At 41.8% G+C, this 23,437-nt stretch carries 15 protein-coding genes; 8 read left to right on the top strand and 7 right to left on the bottom strand.

Features of this window, described 5'->3' with window-relative positions; translation table 11 throughout:
* Positions 1–31: 31 nt before the first annotated feature.
* The 4 genes from EGN73_RS21255 (at position 32) to EGN73_RS21240 (ending at position 8,603) form a co-directional block, all read left to right on the top strand.
* On the top strand, positions 32–2,881 hold the full coding sequence (locus EGN73_RS21255) for a glycoside hydrolase family 31 protein (RefSeq protein ID WP_219287033.1): 2,850 nt from the start codon (positions 32–34) through the stop codon (positions 2,879–2,881).
* A 105-nt stretch (positions 2,882–2,986) separates the two neighbouring features.
* Positions 2,987–6,064, top strand: a complete 3,078-nt coding sequence (locus tag EGN73_RS21250; protein WP_219287034.1) for a SusC/RagA family TonB-linked outer membrane protein — start codon at positions 2,987–2,989, stop codon at positions 6,062–6,064.
* A 10-nt stretch (positions 6,065–6,074) separates the two neighbouring features.
* Positions 6,075–7,670 carry a RagB/SusD family nutrient uptake outer membrane protein gene (locus EGN73_RS21245; protein ID WP_219287035.1) on the top strand — a complete coding sequence of 532 codons (1,596 nt, stop codon included), beginning with the start codon at positions 6,075–6,077 and terminating at the stop codon, positions 7,668–7,670.
* Between the two features lie 27 nt (positions 7,671–7,697).
* Entirely contained in the window at positions 7,698–8,603 is a 906-nt protein-coding gene (locus EGN73_RS21240; RefSeq protein WP_219287036.1) for a hypothetical protein, read from the top strand.
* A 165-nt stretch (positions 8,604–8,768) separates the two neighbouring features.
* On the opposite strand, the gene EGN73_RS21235 is transcribed toward EGN73_RS21240, so the two are convergent.
* Genes EGN73_RS21235 through EGN73_RS21220 form a run of 4 tightly spaced genes read right to left on the bottom strand, consistent with a single transcriptional unit; the run spans position 8,769 to position 15,109 of the window.
* Positions 8,769–9,635 carry a hypothetical protein gene (locus EGN73_RS21235; RefSeq protein WP_219287037.1) on the bottom strand — a complete coding sequence of 289 codons (867 nt, stop codon included), beginning with the start codon at positions 9,633–9,635 and terminating at the stop codon, positions 8,769–8,771.
* A 10-nt stretch (positions 9,636–9,645) separates the two neighbouring features.
* Positions 9,646–11,139: a DUF6850 family outer membrane beta-barrel protein gene (locus EGN73_RS21230; protein WP_219287038.1), complete on the bottom strand. Its 1,494-nt coding sequence runs from the start codon at positions 11,137–11,139 to the stop codon at positions 9,646–9,648.
* 11 nt (positions 11,140–11,150) lie between these two features.
* A complete protein-coding gene (locus EGN73_RS21225; protein WP_219287039.1) occupies positions 11,151–12,356 on the bottom strand; it encodes a DUF4876 domain-containing protein in 1,206 nt (401 codons plus the stop codon).
* Positions 12,357–12,412: 56 nt separating this feature from the next.
* Positions 12,413–15,109: a TonB-dependent receptor gene (locus tag EGN73_RS21220; RefSeq protein WP_219287040.1), complete on the bottom strand. Its 2,697-nt coding sequence runs from the start codon at positions 15,107–15,109 to the stop codon at positions 12,413–12,415.
* 323 nt (positions 15,110–15,432) lie between these two features.
* Between EGN73_RS21220 and EGN73_RS22870 the strand changes: the two genes are divergently transcribed.
* The 4 genes from EGN73_RS22870 (at position 15,433) to EGN73_RS22725 (ending at position 18,628) form a co-directional block, all read left to right on the top strand.
* The gene (locus EGN73_RS22870; protein WP_219287611.1) at positions 15,433–15,675 is read left to right on the top strand and encodes an Ada metal-binding domain-containing protein; all 243 of its coding nucleotides are present in this window, start codon (positions 15,433–15,435) and stop codon (positions 15,673–15,675) included.
* Positions 15,600–15,800 (top strand): methylated-DNA--[protein]-cysteine S-methyltransferase, encoded by a 201-nt coding sequence (locus EGN73_RS21210; RefSeq protein WP_343207085.1) that lies wholly within the window; start codon positions 15,600–15,602, stop codon positions 15,798–15,800. The genes EGN73_RS22870 and EGN73_RS21210 overlap by 76 nt, the downstream gene beginning before the upstream one ends.
* Positions 15,801–16,017: 217 nt before the next feature.
* Entirely contained in the window at positions 16,018–18,477 is a 2,460-nt protein-coding gene (locus EGN73_RS21205) for an ABC transporter permease (RefSeq protein ID WP_219287042.1), read from the top strand.
* Positions 18,478–18,502: 25 nt separating this feature from the next.
* A complete protein-coding gene (locus EGN73_RS22725) occupies positions 18,503–18,628 on the top strand; it encodes a hypothetical protein (protein WP_281422222.1) in 126 nt (41 codons plus the stop codon).
* A gap of 681 nt (positions 18,629–19,309) precedes the next feature.
* Here the strand turns inward: EGN73_RS22725 and EGN73_RS21200 are convergent.
* From EGN73_RS21200 to EGN73_RS21190, 3 genes are all read right to left on the bottom strand, one after another.
* The gene (locus EGN73_RS21200) at positions 19,310–21,517 is read right to left on the bottom strand and encodes a TonB-dependent receptor family protein (RefSeq protein ID WP_219287043.1); all 2,208 of its coding nucleotides are present in this window, start codon (positions 21,515–21,517) and stop codon (positions 19,310–19,312) included.
* Positions 21,518–21,681: 164 nt separating this feature from the next.
* A complete protein-coding gene (locus EGN73_RS21195; RefSeq protein WP_219287044.1) occupies positions 21,682–22,221 on the bottom strand; it encodes a DinB family protein in 540 nt (179 codons plus the stop codon).
* Between the two features lie 113 nt (positions 22,222–22,334).
* Positions 22,335–23,429, bottom strand: coding sequence for a cytochrome-c peroxidase (locus tag EGN73_RS21190; RefSeq protein ID WP_219287045.1), 1,095 nt, complete (start codon positions 23,427–23,429; stop codon positions 22,335–22,337).
* Between the last annotated feature and the right edge of the window lie 8 nt (positions 23,430–23,437).

The raw sequence follows: 23,437 nt of genomic DNA, 5'->3' as shown, positions 1-23,437 counted from the left end.
AATTAACATTATCAATAACCCAAAATTTCTTATGAAGCTTTTTTACTTCCTGCTATCTGGATTGGTGATATTCACATCCAACCTTGTTCTGGCCAATGATCATATTACGGTGACAGATAAGGGTCTTGTCATACGTTTTGAAGCTGCCCCAGACGGCACCAAAGTTCTCCGTCTGGAAGCTGTCACTTCAGAAATCTTCCGTGTTTCGGCTACTTCGAAGTCTGAATTTAAAGAGACCAATAGTTTAATGGTCAAAGAGGATTTGTCTTATGAGGCAAACTGGCAGCATGAAATAGATGCTGACACCTTACGCATGTGGACTGATAAAGTCACTGCCCATGTCAATTTGAAAACTGCCGAGATACTTTTCAAAGATCCTTCGGGAAAAATCATCCTTAAGGAAAAAACCGGAGGAGGCCGGCGCTTTGATTCTGCATCAACTGAAGAAAACAGCTACTCTAGCTTCTCTCAGCATTTTCAAAAAAATGAAGCAGAGGGAATATATGGTTTAGGCCAACATCAGGCCGGACTGTTCAATTATCGGGACAGACATGTTGATCTCACCCAATACAATGGTGTGGCTGTAGTACCTTTTATGATTTCCACCAACCAATACGGTTTGCTTTGGGACAATAATTCAATCACCAAATTTGGGGACACACGGATTCCGGAACCTATTTCCAAATTAACCCTACAACCGGGACTGGAGGATGATGCTAAGGGCCTCAAAGCCATTTATGCTTCCGATCGCAGCAATCCTACAAAAGGATTAGAAAGACTTGAAAGCACAATTGCCTATACAGACCTACCTTCATTGAAAAACCTGCCGGAATTTGACCAGCACCGTGGTGCTGTGACCTGGACAGGCTATATCACTCCTGAGCATGTAGGGATCCATACTTTTAAGCTCATCTACTCCGGCTACATCAAAATCACCATGAATAACCAAGTCTTGATGGATACCTGGAGAGAAAGCTGGAATCCGGGTTTTGAGGAATTTGATTATGATTTATCCAGTACTGCCACTGCAGTAAAAATAGAATGGATACCTGAGTCTGATCAATCATTTCTAGACCTCAGCTATTTAAAACCTTTGGAAGGCAAGGAAGAGGATTTATTTGGATTTGCTTCTGAAGCAGGTGAATACCTGGACTATTACTTCATTTATGGTGAGGAGATGGATGATGTTATTTCAGGCTATAGAACACTTACTGGCAAGGCCAAGATTATGCCTAAATGGGTGATGGGATTTTGGCAAAGCAGGGAGCGCTATAAGACCCAGGAAGAGTTGTTGGAAACAGTCAGAAATTTCCGGGAAAAACAAATCCCGCTCGACAATATAGTACAGGATTGGTCCTACTGGGAAGAAGATGCATGGGGAAGTCACGAATTTGACAAGGATCGGTTTCCGGATCCAGAGGCAATGATCAAGGAAGTACATGACCTGAATGCCAGGATAATGATCAGTGTTTGGCCAAAATTCTATGAAGGAATTGACAACAATCGGGTAATGGATGAAAAGGGCATGCTTTACCGGCAAAACATTGTAAATCAGCAGAAAGACTGGATAGGAGAAGGTTATGTTTCCACATTTTATGATGCCTTTAATCCAGCCGCAAGGTCCATGTTTTGGGACCAGTTGAACAAGCGGCTGTTCAGCATAGGAATTGATGCCTGGTGGCTGGATGCAACTGAGCCTGATATCCACTCCAATGCTTCTATAAGTCAGAGAAAAACATTGATGGACCCAACTGCCCTGGGGTCTTCCACGGCATTTTTCAATGCCTATTCCCTGGTCAATGCCAAAGGCATCTACGAAGGGCAAAGAAAAGCAGCACCTGACCAACGTGTATTTATCCTGACGAGATCGGCATTTGCAGGCATTCAACGCTATAGCGCTGCAACCTGGAGTGGCGATATAGCCAGCCGTTTTGATGAAATGGAAAGACAAATTGCAGGAGGGTTAAACTTTTCTCTATCAGGTCTCCCTTATTGGACAACGGATATAGGAGGTTTTTTTGTGGAAGATAAGTATGATAGACCACATCCTGAAGGGGACGCATTGGATGAATGGAGGGAACTGAATACACGCTGGACTCAATTTGGAGCATTTACCCCCCTGTTTAGGGCTCATGGACAATATCCACATCGTGAAATCTACAATATTGCCCCGGAAGAACACCCTGCTTATCAGTCCATGCTTTATTACAACAAGCTGAGATATCGTTTGATGCCATATATCTATAGCATAACAGGGGCTGTTTATCATGAAGACAATACGATCATGCGTCCCTTGGTAATGGATTTTAAAGACCCGAAGGTCCGTGATATCGGTAACCAATACATGTTTGGACCATCAATTATGGTGACTCCAGTGACTGTCTATCAGGCAAATACCAAAGCCGTATATCTTCCAAAACATGCCGGTTGGTACGACATGTACTCAGGAAAATTTTTAGAAGGTGAGCAGACAATTACAGCAGAGGCCCCTTATGAGCGCATGCCTCTCTTTATAAAAGCGGGTGCAATCATCCCATTTGGATCCGAAATTTTCCACACCGCTGAGCGCATGCAAGATGAAATTCTCCTCTTTGTTTATGCGGGTAATGATGGGGAATTCTGCCTGTATGACGACGGACATACTGACTATGCCTATGAAAATGGCCAGTTTGATAAAATACTTATTTCTTACAGTGAGCAGGATAAAACGCTGAAAATAAATGAAAGGGTTGGCAAAAAACATCAAAACAGAGTGGACAAAATTGATTTCAAAGTAATAGTCATAGACCGGGACAAACCCAAGCCACTGGATTTTGACCAAATCCCTGACTTCAGTTTCAGCTATACCGGAGAAGCACTTTCGATTAAACTAAACAATTAAATAAACCAAATAACCCATGAAAAATAACAGACCAATTCAACGCAGGATTTTGCGGAAAGAAAGCAAAATGATAAGCAATAAACCAAAAATTCACAACACGAACCTATGAAAAAGACTTTAGCCAGTATTTTAGCTTGGCTATTGCTGCTGCCGGCAGCAATGGCTCAACAAAATGTAATAGGCCAAGTCACCGACGGTGACACGGGAGAGCCTATTCCCGGTGTGAGCATCCTCGTCCGGGGAACCGGACAGGGTACAATAACTGACATTGATGGTACTTACAACTTAAGTGTAGATCAGGAAAATGCCGTATTGGTTTACTCCTTTTTAGGATATATCAAGCAAGAAGTAGCTGTTGGCAACAGGAGTGAAATCAATGTAACCTTGGAGCCTGATCTTAGTGATCTGGAAGAGGTGATAGTAGTTGGTTACGGTGTACAGAAAAAGAAAGTCGTCACCGGTGCAACAGTACAGGTGGATGGGGATAAACTTAAAAGCCTGAGCACTACCCAACCACTGGAAGCCCTACAAGGTCTGGCACCGGGAGTTCAGATATCTGCCACTTCAGGGCAGCCGGGAGAAAGTATGCGTGTGGTTATCAGAGGATTGGGCACTATAGGAGATGCCTCACCACTGTATGTAGTGGATGGGGTTTTGACCAATGACATTTCATATCTCAACCCAGCTGATATAGAATCGATTGATGTCCTAAAGGATGCAGCCTCAGCTGCCATATACGGTTCCCAGGCTGCCAATGGTGTGGTGTTGGTGACTACCCGCAGAGGCCGGAGAGGAGAAAGAGCTACCGTAACATATGATATGTTTTACGGAGTTCAAAACACACCTAGAACTACGAAAATGCTCAATGCCTATGAATATGGCACCATCATGAATGAGGCGGCCATCAACTCAGGAGGGCGTCCATACTTTTCGCAGGATCAATTAAATGAATTTGGACAGGGTACCATGTGGTTGGACGAAATGTTTGCCAACAATGCGGTAAACCAAAACCATGTATTGGGTTTGCAGGGTGGAAGTGAAAATTCCATCTATTCGGTTTCTCTGGCATATACCGGGCAAGAAGGTATTGTGGGGGGGAGTGACCTTTCAAATTTTGAGCGGTACAATATCCGCGTAAATTCAGAGCATCATTTATACAATGATGTGCTGACCATCGGACAAAATCTTACCATCTCGAACAGACAGTCTTCAGGTGTCGGGGTTGGCGATCAGTATAACAATGCCCTGAGGGGTGCCTTTAATACCTCTCCCCTAGTACCGATGTTTGATGAAAACATGAATTTTTATGACAACAGCAACTCAGATTGGAATCCAAACGAAGCCAATCCTTATGCTTTGATGTATTATCAGAACCAAAACCTTAACAATAACCAGCGTATTCTTGGGGATGTATACATGGTTTTGGAGCCGATAAAAAATCTCCGGTTCCGAACAAGCGTAGGTTTGGATTATTATTCAAATGAAGGAAGATCTTTTACCCCTACCTATCAACTTTCTTCCTTTGCATTTTCATTGTTTTCGAGTGCTCACCAAAATATGGGAAAAGGTAGAACTGTTCTGTTTGACAACCTGTTGACCTACAATTTCTCCCTGAATGACAAGCACAACTTTGAGACCATGGTAGGAAGTTCTATGTTTCAGTTTCAAGGTTCATACATGTTTGCAAGTAACCGTGATGTAATCATTGAAGACCTAAAATATGCCTGGTTATCCAATACTACCAATGTGGATGGGGCCAACATCAATTTAGGAGGAGGACCGGCTGACCCAGATAACAGGATGTCTTATTTTGGAAGAATCAATTACAATTACAATGAAACATATCTACTGAATCTGACTTACCGTGCTGATGGTGCGTCCCGATTTGCAAGAGGTAACCGGTTTGGTTTTTTCCCTTCCATTTCAGCGGGTTGGGTGATCAGTAACGAACCCTTTATGGCTCCATTGGAAAACACCTTGGAATTCCTGAAACTCCGTGCAAGTTGGGGTCAGGTAGGTAATATGAATATTGGATTTTTTCAATTCATGGCTCCGGTATCTATTTCCAATACAAACTATTTTTTCGGACCTGGTGAAGGAACAGAGGGTTTGGTACCGGGAGCTTATCCCAGCAGGTTAGGGAATACAGATTTGCTGTGGGAAACCTCCGAACAGGCAAACATCGGTATAGACGCACAGCTATGGCAGGGCAGGTTGACAGTGAATTTTGATTGGTACAACAAAATCACAAGGGATTGGCTGATAGAAGCCCCTATCCTATCCACTGCTGGTGCAGCACCTCCATTTATCAATGGTGGGGATGTTCAAAATACCGGTGTTGAGTTGGCCTTATCCTATAATAACCGGGCAGGTCAATTAAATTATAGCATTGGTGTAAATGGAGCCTATAACAGAAACCGGGTAGGAAATATCCCAACAAGAGACGGTATCATCCATGGCCAGGCAAATCAGTTATTTGACAATTCGATGCCTTTTTATCGTGCACAGAATGGGTTCCCTATCGGTTACTTCTGGGGATTACAGACGGATGGTATCTTCCAGTCAGAGCAAGAGGTAAGGGATCACAGATCAGGAGAGACCATCATACAGCCAAATGCCGAACCAGGTGATGTCCGTTATGTAGATGTCAATGGCGATGGAGTTATTGATGACTCGGACCGTGTCATGTTAGGTGATCCAAATCCTGCGTATACCTTTGGCCTTACCTTCTCTGCGGATTATAAGGGGTTTGATTTCAACTTTTTGGCAAACGGGGTAGCCGGCAATCAGATTGTTCAGACTTACCGTAACCATGCCAATCCATACGCCAACTATACGACTGCCATATTGGACAGATGGCATGGACCGGGCTCTTCCCATACGATGCCAAGAGTAACCGAGGATGCCAGAAACTGGACAAACTTCTCAGATCTGTATATACATGATGGGGATTTTTTAAGAATCAGCAACATCACTTTAGGTTACGACCTCAACAGGATCCTCAACAATGAAAAACTGGGGCAAGTCAGAATATATGCCTCTGTGCTCAACCTCTACACCTTTACCAAATATGAAGGAATGGATCCTGAAATCGGGTATGGAAGCAGTTTTTCTTCGGGAGTGGATTTAGGATTTTATCCTCGACCACGGACTATGATGCTGGGGGCAAATATTAGATTCTAAATAAAAGGACATGAAAAATATCAAAACATATATACTTGCTTTGGGGATCGGTTGTACAGCAGCTTCCTGTACAGGAGATTTTCTTGATACCGAGCCCATTACAGAATTGACAGACGAAAACTTTTACAGGACTACCAATGATGCTTACAGGGCATTGGTTGGTTGCTATGAAGGCCTTCACCAAATTTGGGCTGGTGGGGTAAGTTTCCCTGTAGCTTCAGAAGTACTATCGGACAATGCCTTTGGTGGGACGGGATCTGCAGATGGCTTTGGCTATCAGATGCTAGATGAGTTTGACCGTAACAGGTCTACCGCAGATCAAAACCTATTTCAGGATAACTGGTCCGCATATTACAGTGCTATATTCCGGATCAATTCATTCTTACAAAGAATGGATCAGATTGATTGGGAAGATGATGATGCTCTAAGGTTGCGGTACGAATCTGAAATCCGGTTTTTGAGGGCCTTCCTCTATTTTGATATGGTAAGGCTTTGGGGAAATATCCCCTTATTGACCGAACCATCTCCTGAAAATATACCACAGGCCGAACCGGAAGAGGTATATAGGGTTATTGCCGAAGACTTACAGTTTGCCGCAGAAAATCTAGAAGCCATACCGGGCACGTCCCAGCCAAGCAGTGAGTTTGGAAGGGTCACCAAATGGGCGGCAAATGCTTTGATCGGAAGGGTTTATTTGTATTATACAGGTTACTACCAACAGCCTGACCTTGCCGGAGTCATTACCGGTCAACAAGCTCTGGCCTATATGGAAGATGTGATTCAATCCGGTGGTTATGGACTGGTGGAGGAGTTTAGTCAACTTTGGCCTGCAGCCTCTTTGGAAGATTATGCCGGAGAACTTAATGAGGAGGTAATATTTTCTATCAGATACACCTATACCAGTGACTATGATGGCAATACAGATGGAAATCATTGGATGGTAATGCTTGGGATCAGAGAACAGTCATTTTTCCCTTATGGTCGGGGTTGGGGCGGAGCCACTGTTAACCCGAGACTGTACAATGCCTTCAATGAAAATGATGCGCGTAGAGAAGCCTCTATTATTGCCATTGAAGAAGAAGGTCTTCCCTTTACAAACTTTAGCAGACAGAGGGAATATACGGGATATTATACAAAAAAATATTCCCCGATGATTAATGAAGATGGCGTTGAATTGCCGGTTGATCTGGGCGCACCGAATCATATGATTGGTCAGTTTCAGGATTATTTCGTCATCCGGTATGCAGATGTGTTGCTGATGGCTGCTGAGTTGGGAAGCCCTAATGCACAAACCTATTTTGATGATGTAAGAAGGAGAGCATACGGTGAGAATTTCAGTTCACTTGCAATTACTCCAAACAGGCTATTGGAAGAACGTAGGCTTGAATTTGCGCTGGAGGGTATCCGCTATTGGGATCTATTGCGTCAAGGAGTGGACTTTGCAGCCAATGTGATCGGAGAGTCAAGCACAGTGTTGAATGCTGGATCACCTGTATCAAAAGTCATCAACCCATCCAATATCATTACTACAGAAGGGCTTCAACAAATTCCTAACAATCAGATTATTCTTTCTGATAATGTTCTTGTTCAAAACCCCGGTTGGTAAGTTTGTTAACAATTAAGTAGACTAATTATGAAACTAAGGATAAAAAAAATATTCCTGGCAGCAATTCTTCTGTTGCCTATGGCTTGTGTAGTGGACGACAACTATGAGTTAGGGAGCCTGCTCACAGCTGATCAGATAAGCTTCAGGGTTGAGCAGGATCTGACTTCGGATCCGGGAGGAAACACAGTGATCTTAATCAATGATACACCAGAGACGGTTCCTATCTGGGATTATGGGATTGGCAGATCTACCAGACAGCAAGATACTGTCCGTTTTGCATTCGCCGGAGATTATGAAATTAAGTTGTCATTTGTCACTGGGGGCGGTATCGTAGAACTGGATCCGGTTATGGTAAATGTCTCTGAAGATAACCTGAATTATGTGGATGATCCGCTTTGGACTGCACTTTCCGGTGGAGTTGGAGAGGAAAAAACATGGATACTCGATATAGACGCCAATTTTTTTGATGGACCTTTGTTTTTTTACGGAGCGGACAATGGCTATTTGCTTGAAGGAGATTCCTGGGATGGCGGAGATACGGGATGCTATGGAGAGGATTGTTGGGCATGGGAGCCTGATTATGCTGAAAATACCTGGTTGATGGACTATGGTGATTATGGTACCATGACATTCAGTCTGGATGGTGGACCCTATGTACAGGTCAACCATAACATGCTGCCCAACAGAGGTCTAGAAGAAGGTACCTATTTTTTGAATGTAGAAGACAAAACTTTAACACTCACAGATGCGGCCATTTTGCATAATTCAGGCAATGCTGACTGTGTCAACAATTGGGGAAATACGAGAATCTTCTCCCTTACCGAAAACGCCATGCAACTGGGTGTTTTGAGAAGAGACGATTGTGACGGTGCCGCTATGTTGGTATATAACTTTGTTTCACAGGATTATTTGGATAGCCTGGAAGAAGAATGATGGATAGCCAAAAGCAATAACCTGAAAATGGAATTAAAAAAACCATAAGGAATAGTTTCTTGCAGCAATAGAGGCCGATTTTGCTAAAATCGGCCTCATTTTGTTGTAGCCGGAAAGAACTTAGCAGGAAAGTACACAGAAGCCTCTATCGTTAAAAATCATAACCTAGTCAATATATTTACTGAATTTTAAAGACTTTTCTTCTATACACCTACACTCTGCGAAATTATCCCGGATAAACTGAAACAATTCCAGGAAAGAATAACCCTTATTGTCTTTCAAAAATTCATCCCGGATACGTTTATAGGTTTCAAGAACTTCCCCGGCTTTTTGCTTCAATTCCATATCACTTGTCAAAGGTTCCTGGTTTTCCGGTAATGCATAAACAAATCTCCCTGTTTCTGAACTGGCAACAGGAATCTGAAAAAAGCTTCTCTTGACAAATTCTCCTGTATTTTCTTTATGAATAGCGGCTTCAACAAAAAAATCAACAGCATGCTGAGGATAACCAAACAAATATCCATATGCACGGAATCGGTCCATTATTTCCTCAAACTCATACATCACCAATATAGCCTGGGGATCACTGGCTGCCACAATACCTCTTTTCAGGAAAAAGTCAGCGTATTTTTCAATCGTATTTTGTAAGCTGGCCTTATTATATACGAGCAACTGAAATATTCTTTCCTCACCCGATATTGCCTTAAAAGGTATGATTGCAAAGCCTATATTTTCATTTGATAATTCCTCCAGGCTTTCTTGAAGCAGCTGGATCTGAGTTGCGGCCACATCTACTTCTAAAAGGACTTTGGTAACTGTATCAATGGGAAATTTAAAATGTTCAACCGTACTAATGGGCTTGAGTCCTCCAAAAACTGTGAAAAGCCCTTCCTTTTCAAGTGTTTCCTTGGCTATGGAGTCAGCTAGCTGAAGCATTCCATGGTCTGCCTGAGCCAGGACCTGCCCAAAGGAGAAAAGAAAGACCGATAGTAAAAAGGATGACCTTCTTAAGGTTTTAAGTATAATTTTCATAGTGAACAGGCTATATTATCAAAGAAAGATTAAGTTGAAATATTGAGAATTGCTGAATATTTTGAGATTTCAGCGTGTAATCAAAACCCAATTTGACAGACTCCTTTGGTGAGCGCAGTAAAAACCAGGAGGACAACTTTGCCTCCAAATGATTACTTTGGTAAAATTGGCGGTCCGGACCGTGCATCATTTGGCTGATGCCATCTGATAGTTCCGGAAATATGCCGGGTTGAGGCATAAATACTCCCAAGCCCGGCCTTAGGAAAATACTGAAATGCTTTCTATCAATGAGGGCAAAGGAATTAGAAGCAAGCAGATACAAACTCGAAAAACTCCTGAGGCTTTCAGCTGCAAAATCCTCATCGCGCTGCTTAATAGATGCCCAGCGCAATTCCCATATGCTATTGGATCGGTAAACATTAAAAGTATGGACTCCTTCAATTCTTTGGGTACGGTACAAGAAATTGACAGCCTCAAATACAGGATCCATGCTTGTTCCGTTCAAAATTTCCCAGGAGAAATGCTGTTGATAATCCCCTTGTTCAAGTGGAATAAACAAACCCGATTCCATGGAGAATTTACCGGCCCTTGAACTTCCGGCATCCACAGGAAAAGCTATTCCATCCCTCAAATTTGCACTGAGTATCCCATTGGAAAACTGAAGGAATACCGAGGTCTTGTTGGCAAAAGTATGTCTGCCGTACAGTTGAAAAGCCGACTCTTCAATAAATTGGTTTCTTGTAAAACTCTGGAATGCATTTCTGGAAAAAGTGTTTAAGCCTCTCATAAAAATGAGGGAAAACTCCTGCACAGCAAATGCCCCTATCTGATTTTCCTCATTGCTCCTTGAAAATGTAGCGGCAGCTCCAAGCTCTGTACTTCGGTGAGGTCGAATACTTTGCCCAACCTGAACTTCATAGCGGTTTTTGTTATACAATGGTCTTGGTTCTGCATCCATTGCAAAAGTTTCCACCTGATAATTGACACGGAAGAAATTGCCCAGTTTTTCTTGCAGGTAACGGGCGGAATTTCCGGAAAGGCTGATCCTTACTTTATCTCCGGACCAGGGGGAAGTCTGCTCTTGTGCCAAAAGATAAGGATGTAGGGAAGTTTCCATACTCTGCATCAGAAAAGGCCTTACTTGCTCTAATTCTCTTGTATATTGAAAATCTCCCTGAAAAGACCAATTTCCCAGCTGCTTTCCGGATTGGGAATAAAAGTGAATGTTTCTAAAAGATTCCGGCATCAAGGAAGCCACCAGGTTTCCTTCACCACTGGAATAATTCAGAGAAGCTCTGTAAAATTCAGCCTTCTCTTGATCCATTAAAAAAGGATAAGCAGCATGCCAGAATATATCCTGACGCAGGAAATACTGTACAGGATGGAATTTCTTAGCTTGTTCATCTTGCCGCAACAGGCTATCTGCCCCCTTAGCCATCAATGAACCAGGCAAAAAACACATTCCAAATACTACAAACACATGGATGCTGCTTATCATTTTCATACCATCATATCTTAACGGTCAGCAGGAGATGGATCAGGATTAATCACAAAATCGTTTGTACTGTTATTCGTGTCCTCATAGATCATGTTACCATCTACAGTTCTGGTTTTTCTTATGATGGACTCCGCAGAATAAATATCATTGACAAAAGAAAATCCTGCATCCAAACTCACAGGAATCCTTTTAAAGCTTCCGTCAGATTCGCTTCTTAAAGCCTCTACCGCGTCTATGACCAAATTATTTGGAACTTTTACCACGGGAGGGGAATCGGGGTTTGCTCCTGGCACGGGAACCTGCTCTAAAGCATCAAAATCCTCAGTTCTCCAAATGATTGTACCAGGTCCAAATACAGGAACCAAAGAGAAGGTACTGTTAAAAGGATGGTACAGCATTTCCATATTCGTGACATTGGGTGCATCCACATCCCGTTCAGATCCTACCACAAATAGCTCAAAATCTGCTTGGCTAAGGTCTACGGGACTGTTTGGATTTGCCTCTGAGGCACGGTGATTGATTCCTTGTTGTGCTATGGTGATGGCAGAAAATGGTGCCAAAACATTCGTATTGCCATTTCCGGGAATTCTCCATGCCGTGGTGACATACACATTAGATTGATCTTCAGCGAAAGGCGTAGGAATGGTATTTGGGTTGATTTGACCGGATGGGCCATGCACATTGGACAAAATCAAACCATCCAGAATGATAGGCTCACTGGTGTTGTTGTAGATTTCAAAGAACTGGTCAAAGAAATAATTGGAGCCTTCAGGTGTCGCTGAACCTGCATAATAAACCTGACTGATCACCAGATTACCGGCAATAGATCCCTCCAAACGGATCTGTACAGGTGATGCCGCTATGGTTGGATTGAGCAATAAATTATTGTCTACATAGTTCAGGTTTATATTTATAGGGGAACCGACAATGACAGCAGCCTCTTCTTCACTCAGGACCCGGGTAGCCTGTAGCCTATAAAGCCCCGGAACTATATTTTCGATGTTCACTTCACCGTTTGCTCCTGATGTTTCCTCAATTACCTGTCCGGAAGAAAGGTTGGTCAGTGAGAAAGCAACTTCAGAAGCATTCTCTTCCAGGAAGTCTTCAGGAAACAAAATCTGAAAGGAAGCATCAAAGCGCTGAAGCCTTGGTTCGTCTTCATTATTACAGGCCATTATGATTAACAAGGCGAGCAGTGGGAGTAATCTGGTTGATGTTTTCATTTAATCGATTAATTTGTTTTAGAATTATTTAATTATTTACGCTTGGGTAATTCAAACTAAAGTCTATAGAAAACCTCTGCCCCAAAGAATAGGCTTAGGTTCCGTTGTACAAATGCTTCTGTCCTTGGGTCTTGAAATAATGGTCTATGGTTGAACAGGTTGTTGACAAAAAATGCAAAGCCCCTTCCTTGGTTAAACTCTTTGTTCATTCTGAAATTAATCAACAGTAAGGGAGGTCTGTTGACCGTTTTCAATTGTTCATCCGACAGCAAGTTTCTATATTCCATAAGCGCTTCCTGTCTGGATTCTTCCTCGGAAAGTCTCAAAATTTCTCCCCTTCGATTTAGCAAAGCCGTAGGAAATGGATCGAAACCTGTGAGCTGGTCGCTCTGCTGCCATATTACCTGTGAAAGAGTAGAAATGACTATACCTGCTTTTGGAATGTGATGGATCAATCTCAAAGAGGTATTAAGTTGCGTACCGGAGTTGCCCTGCCCTGCCTGAAAGAACGGGACAAAAGGTGAGTTAACCTGTCGAAAAATAAAATTGGGATTGACTTCTTTCCCTTCAACAAAACTTCTTGTCTGTATCAAAGCCCCGTTGAACGATAGGGAAGTGTTCAGGGATTGAATTTCGGGGAAATCCAATGCAAACTCAATTCCCTTATTTTCCAGGCCTCTATTGTTGAAAGGGGCATCGTATGCCAGGAATAAAGTGTCATACCGGACTGGCTGATCAGTGATTATAGGAGGCAGTCCATTTCTGGTTTCTACAATACCAAACACTCCCCGGTGCGCAATAAAAGGTTGGCGAACAAAGCTGGGGCCACCCTTGGTATTTTCAATAAACCCATTGACGGTATACCTGACGGCTCCCAGTTCACCGTCCAAACTCACTTCAAATTTATCAGACCTAAAACTTGTTAACCTTTCGGTTTCGGGTGTTATTTTTCTAGTGGTTACGACCAACAACCGTTCTTCGGGATTGGGAGCAAAGTAGTTGAAGTTGATCATGTCAATAAATCTGGGGCCTGGGGATAAGAAGTTCAGCCCTGGGATTTTGGAGTGAATACCATAGGCCAAGCGGATTCGGTGGTTTTGGCTAAGAGAAAAGGAGGTTTGGATCCTGGGCTGCCAATCTGTTCCGATGACTCTTTGTTCAGGGCCGGAAAGAAAGTAATGGTCAGTCCTTAGGCCAAGCTGCCAGGACCAGATATTCTGGCCAAGACGCAAATAAAAGCGATCCTCAACATAAGCGGAAAATTGATTCAATCCCGGAATTTCATCAAAGGTTCTGGGCCTATCACCGGCATTATAGTTTTGTCTTGGAGGTGTTTGCAGGTCAAACTGCCTGCCTAAGCCCGAATTTACATCATATCGGTACTCTGTACCCATCACCAACTTATGCGAAATGTCCCCAGACTTGACACTTTTAAAAAGCTCCAGCCTGTGATAGTAGTTAAAGGGGTTTCCTTCCACCGTGGTCATATTAAAATAACGGGCAGGGCCGAAGGGGACCACAGCAGTAGAGTCTACCATCAAAGTGGGCCTAGGGCCGACACTGGTAGTTATAAATTCTGTAAAAAAAGACCTTTGCCGGTTTTGGGTCAAAGAAATTGTCCCTTCCAGTCTATCGAACCAGCTTTGGTTTTGTAAAATAAAATGGCTGTTCCACCGAAGCATATAATCGGAAGATTCCCAACTGCGTTGAGAGGGATCCCTATCTGCCTGCATGGCCCTGGATGCAGTATTGATGCCAAAAGTAGCCCTGTTTCTAATGATCAGATCACCATTAAGTCCTGTCCATTGATGTCCCAGAGTTCCCTGACGGCGAACAAACCTGTTGAAGACATCCCTTGGGTCGGGTCTGGAATCCATAGCATCCAAATCAATACTGAAAGCATGGGATTTACTCCATTCAAAGCCTGCACCACCGGATACCTGAAGGGCATTGGGATTTGCCCTCAGGTTAAGGCTTGGTCTGAAAGCACCAATTCGGGTCTGCACGATCACTGCTCCTGCTGTGAAGTTTCCATGCCTTGCAGAGCCTACCCCTCTCAAAACTTCCACTGATTCTATCTGATCAGCAGGGATCTGTCTTAAATCAAAACCTTGGTTGGCAACTGATTGAAATGGAGGAGCGGTGTTGGGACTACTATTGAGAATATTTACATTGTTTTGAAGATTGGCATCATTTGACAGCGGGCTGCCGTCCATCACTATGGCAGTACCCATTTGTGCAACAGCATTACCTGCTCCATTGGTCGAAACCTGCCGTAAAAGAATCTGTTGTGGCGTATTGACATTTGGATTAATTGCTAACTGACCGGGAATCAACTGAAGTACATCTCTTAAACTATTGGGTTGAACATGTGCTATAGCATCCCTCACTATCACTGATGCCGTTGCCAACCCATGAACATTTTCCTTGGATATAACAGTAACTTCATTGAGTTCCAAGCTTCTTTCTTTAAGAACTAATGAATGATCAATGTCAGGTTCAAATACATTCAATGTGGTAACGAGACGCTCATATCCCATCATTGATATGATTATTTTTTTCTGACCATGGGAGAGCAGGGAAAAGGTTGCCTGTCCTTCAATATTGCTAATCTGAAATACCCCATCCGGCTCAATCTGTATTAAAGCACCGGTTATTGGCTCATTATTGCTATCAAAAATAGATAGCTTAAGGTCTGAAGAAGAGTTCTGTAAATTAATGCAGTGAACCAAACCAAGGATGAATAAAAGCATGAGATAATCGATAACAAAATGTATTTTTCAGTAAAGCTGACAGGTAACCATAAAGGATAGGCGAATCCATTAATAATTGTTGCTTTCATATTTCCAGAATTCAATTTATTTTCCAGGTATCTGAAAAGGGATCAAACCGAATTCTATAAATGCAACATTGTTGCAAATAAACCATCTTTTTCCCAGTTACGGAAGACTTTTTTGCATTTTTATCAAGAATATATCTTTTAGCTTGGCCACATTTTTTAGGCTCCCGACAAAAAATTGATGAATCCAGGTATCTTTAAAAAAATGCTTATCAATTTTTCGGTGGATACCCAAAGATTGAAAATGTAGAATTTCTTTTTTCAAGTAAGGACTGTTTGCTGAAGGGATACTGCCCCTGCAAAGTCTGTAAACCCTTGGAACCGGTAAAGTCTATGCCTTTGGAAATACGAAAACTTTTAAAGGAGATGGAAAGCAATCCTGACCTTAAAATAAATGATAGGGGATTACCTATAAAAAGCAGGCTGAAATGTTGGGAGACCCAATGGCTGTCCGTGCAGTGGCCAGTGCCAATGGGATGAACAGAATATCCATAATTATTCCATGTCATCGGGTCATCGGGAGTGATGGCAGGCTAACAGGCTATGGAGGAGGGATCTGGCGAAAAAAATACCTTTTGGATTTGGAGGCCGGCATGGATAAATGAACGGACTTTATTTTACAAAAATTTAAAATCCATTCAAATCTATATACTAAAACAAGCAACATCATAACCCATCAATGTTCGGTTGCGGACAAATTTGTTCGGGAGATCATGAGACATCTATGAAAAAAATAGGTTTAAGGGCATAAGAGTGTCTTTAGATTTGGCATGCATTTAGGTTTAATTATTTTCGAAAGTCCTAACCCTAGTCCGCAGTCCTATGTTGAAAAGTTACTTTAAAATTGCCTGTAGAAACCTTCTAAAACACAAGATCTTCAGTGCTATAAATTTTTTAGGCCTAACTGTCGGTGTGACTTCATTCTTGATAATTTTTCAGTATGTCAATTATGAGTTGAGTTATGACAGGTTTCATGAAAATGCAGATCGTATCTACCGGGTTCAGCATGACAGGTACTTTGATGGAGAGCTACAATATCAAAAAGCCCAGACTTTTATTCCTACAGGAGAAGCAATGATGAATGAATTTGTTGAGGTGGAAGCCTACACCACCTTATTCCGAATCAGCGCCGAATCGGATATTACCATGAGGCACAAAACAGAAAAGGGGGAATTAGTCAGCTTTTCAGAAGAGGAAGTTTACCATGCAAAAGGTGATTTTTTTAAAATATTTACCTTACCTATAATAGAAGGACAAAAAGAAATCAAAAGCATACCTGAAAAATCAGTGTTGATTTCCAAATCTGTTGCCAGCAGGTATTTTGGAGAAGAATCAGCTGTAGGGAAATTCATTAGCCATAATTATGTTGAGGACCATGAAATAATCGGAGTTTTTGAAGACTTTCCCTCCAACTCACATGTAAGTATGGATTTCATTTTTGCCTGGCAGAAAGTAACCGATGAGGCCAATGGTGGGGATGAAAACAATTGGCGCTGGGATGGATTTTACACCTACTTACTGCTGCATCCGGGATCCGATCCCGGGACATTGGAAAATAAATTTCCGGGATTGGTAGAAAAATATAAATCTGGCCAGTTAAATGAGCAAGTCAGTTCGGTACTTTCCCTTCAGCCTTTACCTGACATACATTTAAAATCCAATCTTTTAGCTGAGTTAAAACCAAACGGTGATCAAAAAATTGTCTTCACACTATTGGCTTTAGCTATTTTCGTCTTGTTGATTGCATGGATAAACTTCATAAATCTATCTACTTCAAGGTCTTTCGAGAGATTCAAAGAAATAGGTATCAGAAAAGTTATAGGTTCAGGGAAAAAAGAAATTTTCTTTCAATTTCTTCTAGAGTCCTGTCTATTGAACTTTATTTCTGTCCTTACAGCATTCTTACTGATATCCCTTTTCAATCCAATAATTAGCCCTCTTTTAGGCATTGATCTGGTAAATTCATTTCTCAACAAGGCCGGATTTTGGACCATCCTTTTGTTTATGATCATGTTGGGAGGTGTTGCCGCCAGCATTTATCCGGCACGTATAATGTCTTCCTTCAGGCCCGCAATCATACTTAAAGGCAATCAGTCCAGGGTACCCGGTAACACTTCCTCAATAATCAGGTATGGTTTGGTCGTCTTTCAGTTCGTCATATCGATATCATTGATCGGAGCCTCTTCCATGGCCTACAAGCAACTGAGTTTCATGAAAGATAAAAGTCTGGGGCTGAATATTGAAAATACTTTGGTCATCAATACAAAAGCTACTTTTGGACCTCCAGGATCGGATTCTGTATTTTTGGACAATCTGAATACCTTTAGGAATTCATTAAGAAATTATGAAAGCATAGCAGCAGTTACTGCTTCTTTTGAAATCCCTGGGAAGGAACACCAATCCATAATTCCTCATTTCAGGCATTCGAAAAACAAGGAAGAATTGGCCGCACTATACCTTACCAGGGTAGACTTCGACTTCATTCCTGCCCTATCTGTAAATCTCCTGGCAGGAAGAAACTTTATAGAAGGCAAAGACAATCAATCTACCCTGATTTTGAATATGGAGGCCATAAAAACCCTGGGCTATGAAAGTCCGGACGAAGCATTGGGCCAGGAAGTAATCTGGGGGAACCAGGCTCAGAACAAAGCAAAGATCATCGGTGTGGTAGATTTAAGGGCCACTGCCTACAAAAAAGAGAATTACCCGATAGCCTACACGCCCACCTTTTTCCCATTTAGATATGCCACCATTAAATTTGCAGAGTCCAACAATTTTACAGAAAATCAGATGATCCAAATGGCAAAAAATGCCTGGATGTCCAACTTCCCCGATATCCCTTTTGATTATTTCTTCTTGGACGAATTGTTTGAAAATCACTACAAATCGGATCATGACTTCGGTCTTGTACTTGCCCTGTTCACCGGACTGGCCATACTGGTTGCTTGTTCAGGTCTGTTCGCCATTGCTACTTTAACAGTGGAGCAGAGAACCAAAGAAGTTGGCTTAAGGAAAGTCATGGGAGCGTCTACCTCTCAGTTGTTGGTTTTACTCTCAAAGAATTTTCTGCTTTTGATTTTAATTGCAGGCTTGATCTCTGTACCTATCATCAAAACAGTATTGGAGATATGGCTCGAAAATTACCCTTACAAAGCGGCAATTTCCTGGTGGATTTACTTACTTCCTATTGGATTGATCGTATTGGTTTCGGCACTAACCATCGGTGGTAATATCCTCAAAGCATCCCTGGTCAATCCGGTAAAATTATTAAAGTATGAATAGTTAAGACTTACTAGATTCAAAGCTGTTGAAAACAGCAAAAACGGAGAATCGTCCGCTTCAACCACTTTTTATTATCGCCAGGATTGGCGATATGATCAGTGAAGAATATGAAGGAGGGGAAAAAGTCAAAGGACAAATTTCAGGAAAGTAAGGTGAAGCAGGGAATATTGATATGGTCTATCAGCATATCAATGTTGATGGGGCAATCCGCACGGGTAAATGTTGATTTAGTTCATACCTTATCAAAGATGGAACACTTCACTTAAAAGATCTCTGCCAATGAAACATTGAGACCTTTCCAGTGGTACCCAAATAAACTCCAAGGATTATTCTCATAAATATTTTTTTCTACAAACAGTCTTTTAGCATAGCTTCAGTAATTTCTATAGCTACCCGAATCAATGAGTAGCCTGAAAGGGAGACCATTCCATACCCCATGAAGAGGTGTGTATGCGTCCATGAGGATACCATCGGTGATGCCAAAAGAGAGCTGGATATATAAAGATCTATCCTACTTAGGGCGTGCTGAAAAACGCCAACAGGAGAATAAATGCTTTAAATTTTGATGAATACCCCGTTTGTCAAGTATTTTCTTTTTAAGCAGGTGCACGCTTATTCAATGATATAAATGATTTCCGTGCTCCTTAAAATTTCAAAATTCGAAATTTTAAGGCTAGTCTCAGGCATACCATCTTCTTCATTGGGCTCACTCGAAGTATAAGCATACATCTTCATTCGCCCGCTTTGAATCTGGCATACCTGAGACTTTTTCAGCAAGCCCTACTTAATCTATTTTATTTGAAGGTACAATGTGTTTCAAACAAAAATCAGCTTAGATTTTAAAATTGACGGAAACCACCAGTCCTCTTCCATCCGAAGGCCAAACACCCGCTCCAGGATACATGGTTGGTCGTTTGGTGAAGTATTGTCTGTTCAATAAATTGTTAATCCCTAATCTAAACACATACCGCTCTGATAAGGTAAAGCTACTGTTCCAATCAAAAACATGATATTCCGGTACCAAACCCAAAGCTCCGTCGGGAGAAGGAATAAGGGTATTCAAAGGATCTGCAAAGGACTCACTCACAAATTGGTGCTGAAAAAGCGATTTGAATTTACCGATTTCCAGGCTCAGTCCGCTACGGACTATCCATGCAGGTACTGATTCTATGCTGTTCCCTACAATAGAGATGTTTTCTGTTCCACTTCTTATGCTTCCTGCAACGTACTGCCCATCCATCAAAGAAGAAGCATTGAAAATGGAAAACTTTGACTTATGGCTGTTGTATAAAACACTGTTGAGCCACAATTCTATCCCATTTGTCCTACTATCTCCAATGTTACTTTTGGTGACAAAAGTCTGACCATCCACAACATCAATTAGGTTCCCAACGCGATTGCCTACGAATGTTCTGAAAAATGTCAGGTTGTATTGGAGCAGAGGATGCTTTCTATTTTCAATCCCTATTTCTGCATTGTAGCCAAAAGAATGCTCCAAGTTTTCTGCAATACGGGCAAATGGATCACCGGGAACCAAATCCTGAAAAAGTATTGGCCTATTGGCTTGTGAGACTCCTCCAAAAACCCGGAGACCATTTTCCTTAAACCATTGTCCATGTATCCCAAAAGTCAGAAAATTGTAGGGAATTTCCTGCGGAACATCTCTTCCTTCCAGATAATCAATCCTTCCCGTCATGATTGAACTTCCTTTTTCATACCTCAATCCAGGAGAAATGCTCAGGTTATCTCTTAGGTAAATTTGGTTTTCCAGTGCAAAAGCAAGGCTTTGGCTGTGCAGGGAAAGTTCCCTTTCGAAATCGCCCTGTACCGATAAATCAAATAGTGTGTTCGTACTTCCCTGCCCCCTTTGGTTCCTGTCGTTGATATTGTTGAAATACCTAATAGAAGCACTCAGGTCATTATTAAATCCCCCCAATTGGTATTGGTGCAGAAGCCTCACTTCAGAAGTTCTGCTGTTGTAATAATGTATAGCTACATTTCTTGGAGCAAATTCATTGGTTTCGGGACGGATGTCATCAATGGCTAGTGCATTACCGGGAAATTCCACAGAACTTCTAGACCCCAAAATCATGGAACTTACCCATTGGAGTTGGGTATTTGGGTTTATTGTCCAATCTACTGTCACAGCAGGCACCCATATTTCGGGGGTGTAAAAATTCCGGAACCGGGTGGACTGCCTCGGGTTTTCCTTAAACATCTGATCATTTAATGGCCCCGGAATCTGATACAGGTACGTGCTTCTGGAAAGTTCAGCTTTGATGTTCAGACCAGCATTTGCAGCATAGGCCAAAGAAAAATGCTGGGCATCTGAATCTGATCGGGCATTGTCTCTGTATCCACTGGATATCCTTTTTTGGTAGTACGCATAATATGTCCACTTCCCGGTTTTTCCTCCCAGTGAGTTGAAAGAAGAAAAAAGACCAAAAGAACCGACAGAGGTCATGTTTTCAAATCCAAACACTTTTGTTGTATCAGCCGACTTGAGCACATAATTGAGCATCCCACCAAACTGTTGTCCATATTGCAAGGCTCCTGTCCCTCTGATCAGTTCTACTCTTTCCACTGCTTCCATTGGGGTGGAATAATGGGAAGCAGGATAGCCATAAATATCTGTGTTGGTAATGATGTTGTTTTGGCGCACATTGAATTCCCAGCTTCTGTGGGCATCCAATCCTCTCAAAGAAAGGTTAACCTGATTGCCTGCCCCATCCATGTCATAGACAAAAGCTCCAGGAACTTGGGCAAAAATCTGTCTTCCGGTCTTTTCGGCAATATTGGCAGGAAGATCAACGATAGAAATCACCTCTGTTTTTCTACCGCCGATGGGCATGAGAAAAGATCGGTCAGACAGAGTTCCAACTGTGGGAAGTTCTTTAAATCCAAAAATCCCAATTTCTTTTAACTCTATTGTTTTTAGACTATCAACTTGACCGAGAGCACTGCTGATGGAAAACAAATAAACAAGAACCAACCTTGCAAAGCATTTCATCCCTTGTTCCGAACTTCTAAACACATCCATTTTATTCTCATTTTAGGATGACAATATTATTAAAATTAACTTTGGAATTCAATCATCCTGAGATTTATCATGATTATGGTAGAAAGTGTTAGTTTGAATTCACCGATAAATTTGTTGCTATCCTGACTTAACAATGATCACATCGGATTTTTAAATAGAAGCATTTACCACCCAAAATAACCTTTTGGAACAATCCCATTCATCCGAAGATATACCAAAGAGTATCCTCTGTGGTGATTGTTATGGTTTTCGACAATATTGAAAAGTCTCCAGGCAGAAATGGCTTCCTTTCCGAACTCGATCTCTTTTTCTAAGTCTTCGGAAGTCATTGATTCCAATGATTGGGTCATAAAGGCATACATGCGATCCACTTCGGCAATTGTCTCTTTCTTATTGAAATCACGATCCCTTTTGAAATCCTTGTAAGGATTTTCCAGATTGAGGCGGTTTGCCAATTGATTACAGGTAAAGATGGCGTTGTGCACATAGTGTTCCGAGAATGTCATTAATTCCGGTGTTGGTCTATAGCTGTACAGGCTATCTGGCATCTGTTCCAAAATAGCATAAGTATAAGCTTTGGATTTTTCTAATGATTCCATGATAGCAGACGCATGGTCAAAAGAAGCTGATTTTCCATCTTCCAATTTGGTTGAACAACTCCATAAGCTATGAAGTAGGCAAAGGATCAATAAGTATTTTTTCATGCAAATTTTGATTTAAAAGAGTAAAAGAAAATGACAGGTTTTATGAATTTTTGATATACACAGCCAAACCTAACAAGCAATACGCCCAAAGCTTTTCAACAAAATAAGACTAACTACTCATAAGGTTTTGAAAACTCTGGATTTTCTATAAATTCCAAATCTGTCAGTGTTTTCAAAAATGCTATGATGGCTATTTTATCATCATAAGTCAATGAAATTCCAGGCTTTGGTTGTTCACTATAAAGCATCCGGCTTGTATAAGGAGTATCCTTGATCCCATCGCTGTAGTGATCGAGCACTTGCCCCAGATTGCCAAATCGACCGTCGTGCATGTAGGGAGCAGTGATCGCAACATTTCTAAGAGAGGGTGTCTTATATGCTCCCATATCTTCATCTCTGAAGGTGATTCGATACCTTCCCAAGAATATTTTTTCATGCGATAAATCTGAAAAATCATCATCCAATCCATTGTTGTGGAATTGGTTATCTGTAAAGAGTTCCCCAGAGTGACAAGGGGAGCAATTGTTCCTGACTAATTCCAATCCTTTCAATTCTAGGCTGCTCAGTCTTACATTTTCTTCCTGTCTGAAATAACGATCATACTTGGAGCCCGCAGATACAAGTGTTTTCTGAAACAATGCCAATGCTTTAGCAACATTTTGAACTGTTGGCCCATCTTCATAGGCTTCGAAAAAGATCTCTACATAATCTGGGTTTGAGGATATTTTAGCATCCAAACCCTGTAAAGACATTCCCATTTCATCAGCATGTGTCAATGGTCCGAAAGCCTGCGATTCCAGGTTTTTTGAACCTCCATCCCAAAATAAGCCATTGTTCATCCAGACCATATTGAAAAGGGTTGGTGAGTGCCTTTCTAGCGTGTTACCTGAGACTCCGTGATTGCCCAAAGCTACACCATCAGAGAATGCCAAATGCTGTGAATGACAACTGGCGCATGATACCTTTCCATTGGCCGAAATGTTGGGGTCGTAGAACAATCTTCTACCCAGTTCCACCCCTTCTTTTGTCAAAGGATTGGATTCTTGAAATACCGGAGTAGGGAATCCCTCTGGAACCTTCATATTGATGAAAGTCGGGCCAGGCTGAGGTAGTTCTGGTTCTTCAATTTGAAAATCACAGGAGCTCAATATAGCTCCTGTGATCAAAACAAATGAAAAAAATCTCTTTGGGAAACTTTTCTCCACCATTTTCACAT

This window comes from Arthrospiribacter ruber (assembly GCF_019343195.1).
GTDB lineage: Bacteria > Bacteroidota > Bacteroidia > Cytophagales > Cyclobacteriaceae > Arthrospiribacter > Arthrospiribacter ruber.
The sequence above is the reverse complement of the archived record's forward strand: the minus strand, read 5'-3'. Positions and strand labels throughout refer to the sequence as shown.

What these genes read in the sequence shown, in the direction of transcription:
- EGN73_RS21255 (WP_219287033.1), top strand. Translation starts at nt 32, where the DNA reads ATGAAGCTTTTTTACTTCCTGCTATCTGGATTGGTGATATTCACATCC.
- EGN73_RS21250 (WP_219287034.1), top strand. Translation starts at nt 2,987, where the DNA reads ATGAAAAAGACTTTAGCCAGTATTTTAGCTTGGCTATTGCTGCTGCCG.
- EGN73_RS21245 (WP_219287035.1), top strand. Translation starts at nt 6,075, where the DNA reads ATGAAAAATATCAAAACATATATACTTGCTTTGGGGATCGGTTGTACA.
- EGN73_RS21240 (WP_219287036.1), top strand. Translation starts at nt 7,698, where the DNA reads ATGAAACTAAGGATAAAAAAAATATTCCTGGCAGCAATTCTTCTGTTG.
- EGN73_RS21235 (WP_219287037.1), bottom strand. Translation starts at nt 9,635, where the DNA reads ATGAAAATTATACTTAAAACCTTAAGAAGGTCATCCTTTTTACTATCG.
- EGN73_RS21230 (WP_219287038.1), bottom strand. Translation starts at nt 11,139, where the DNA reads ATGAAAATGATAAGCAGCATCCATGTGTTTGTAGTATTTGGAATGTGT.
- EGN73_RS21225 (WP_219287039.1), bottom strand. Translation starts at nt 12,356, where the DNA reads ATGAAAACATCAACCAGATTACTCCCACTGCTCGCCTTGTTAATCATA.
- EGN73_RS21220 (WP_219287040.1), bottom strand. Translation starts at nt 15,109, where the DNA reads ATGCTTTTATTCATCCTTGGTTTGGTTCACTGCATTAATTTACAGAAC.
- EGN73_RS21205 (WP_219287042.1), top strand. Translation starts at nt 16,018, where the DNA reads ATGTTGAAAAGTTACTTTAAAATTGCCTGTAGAAACCTTCTAAAACAC.
- EGN73_RS21200 (WP_219287043.1), bottom strand. Translation starts at nt 21,517, where the DNA reads ATGGATGTGTTTAGAAGTTCGGAACAAGGGATGAAATGCTTTGCAAGG.
- EGN73_RS21195 (WP_219287044.1), bottom strand. Translation starts at nt 22,221, where the DNA reads ATGAAAAAATACTTATTGATCCTTTGCCTACTTCATAGCTTATGGAGT.
- EGN73_RS21190 (WP_219287045.1), bottom strand. Translation starts at nt 23,429, where the DNA reads ATGGTGGAGAAAAGTTTCCCAAAGAGATTTTTTTCATTTGTTTTGATC.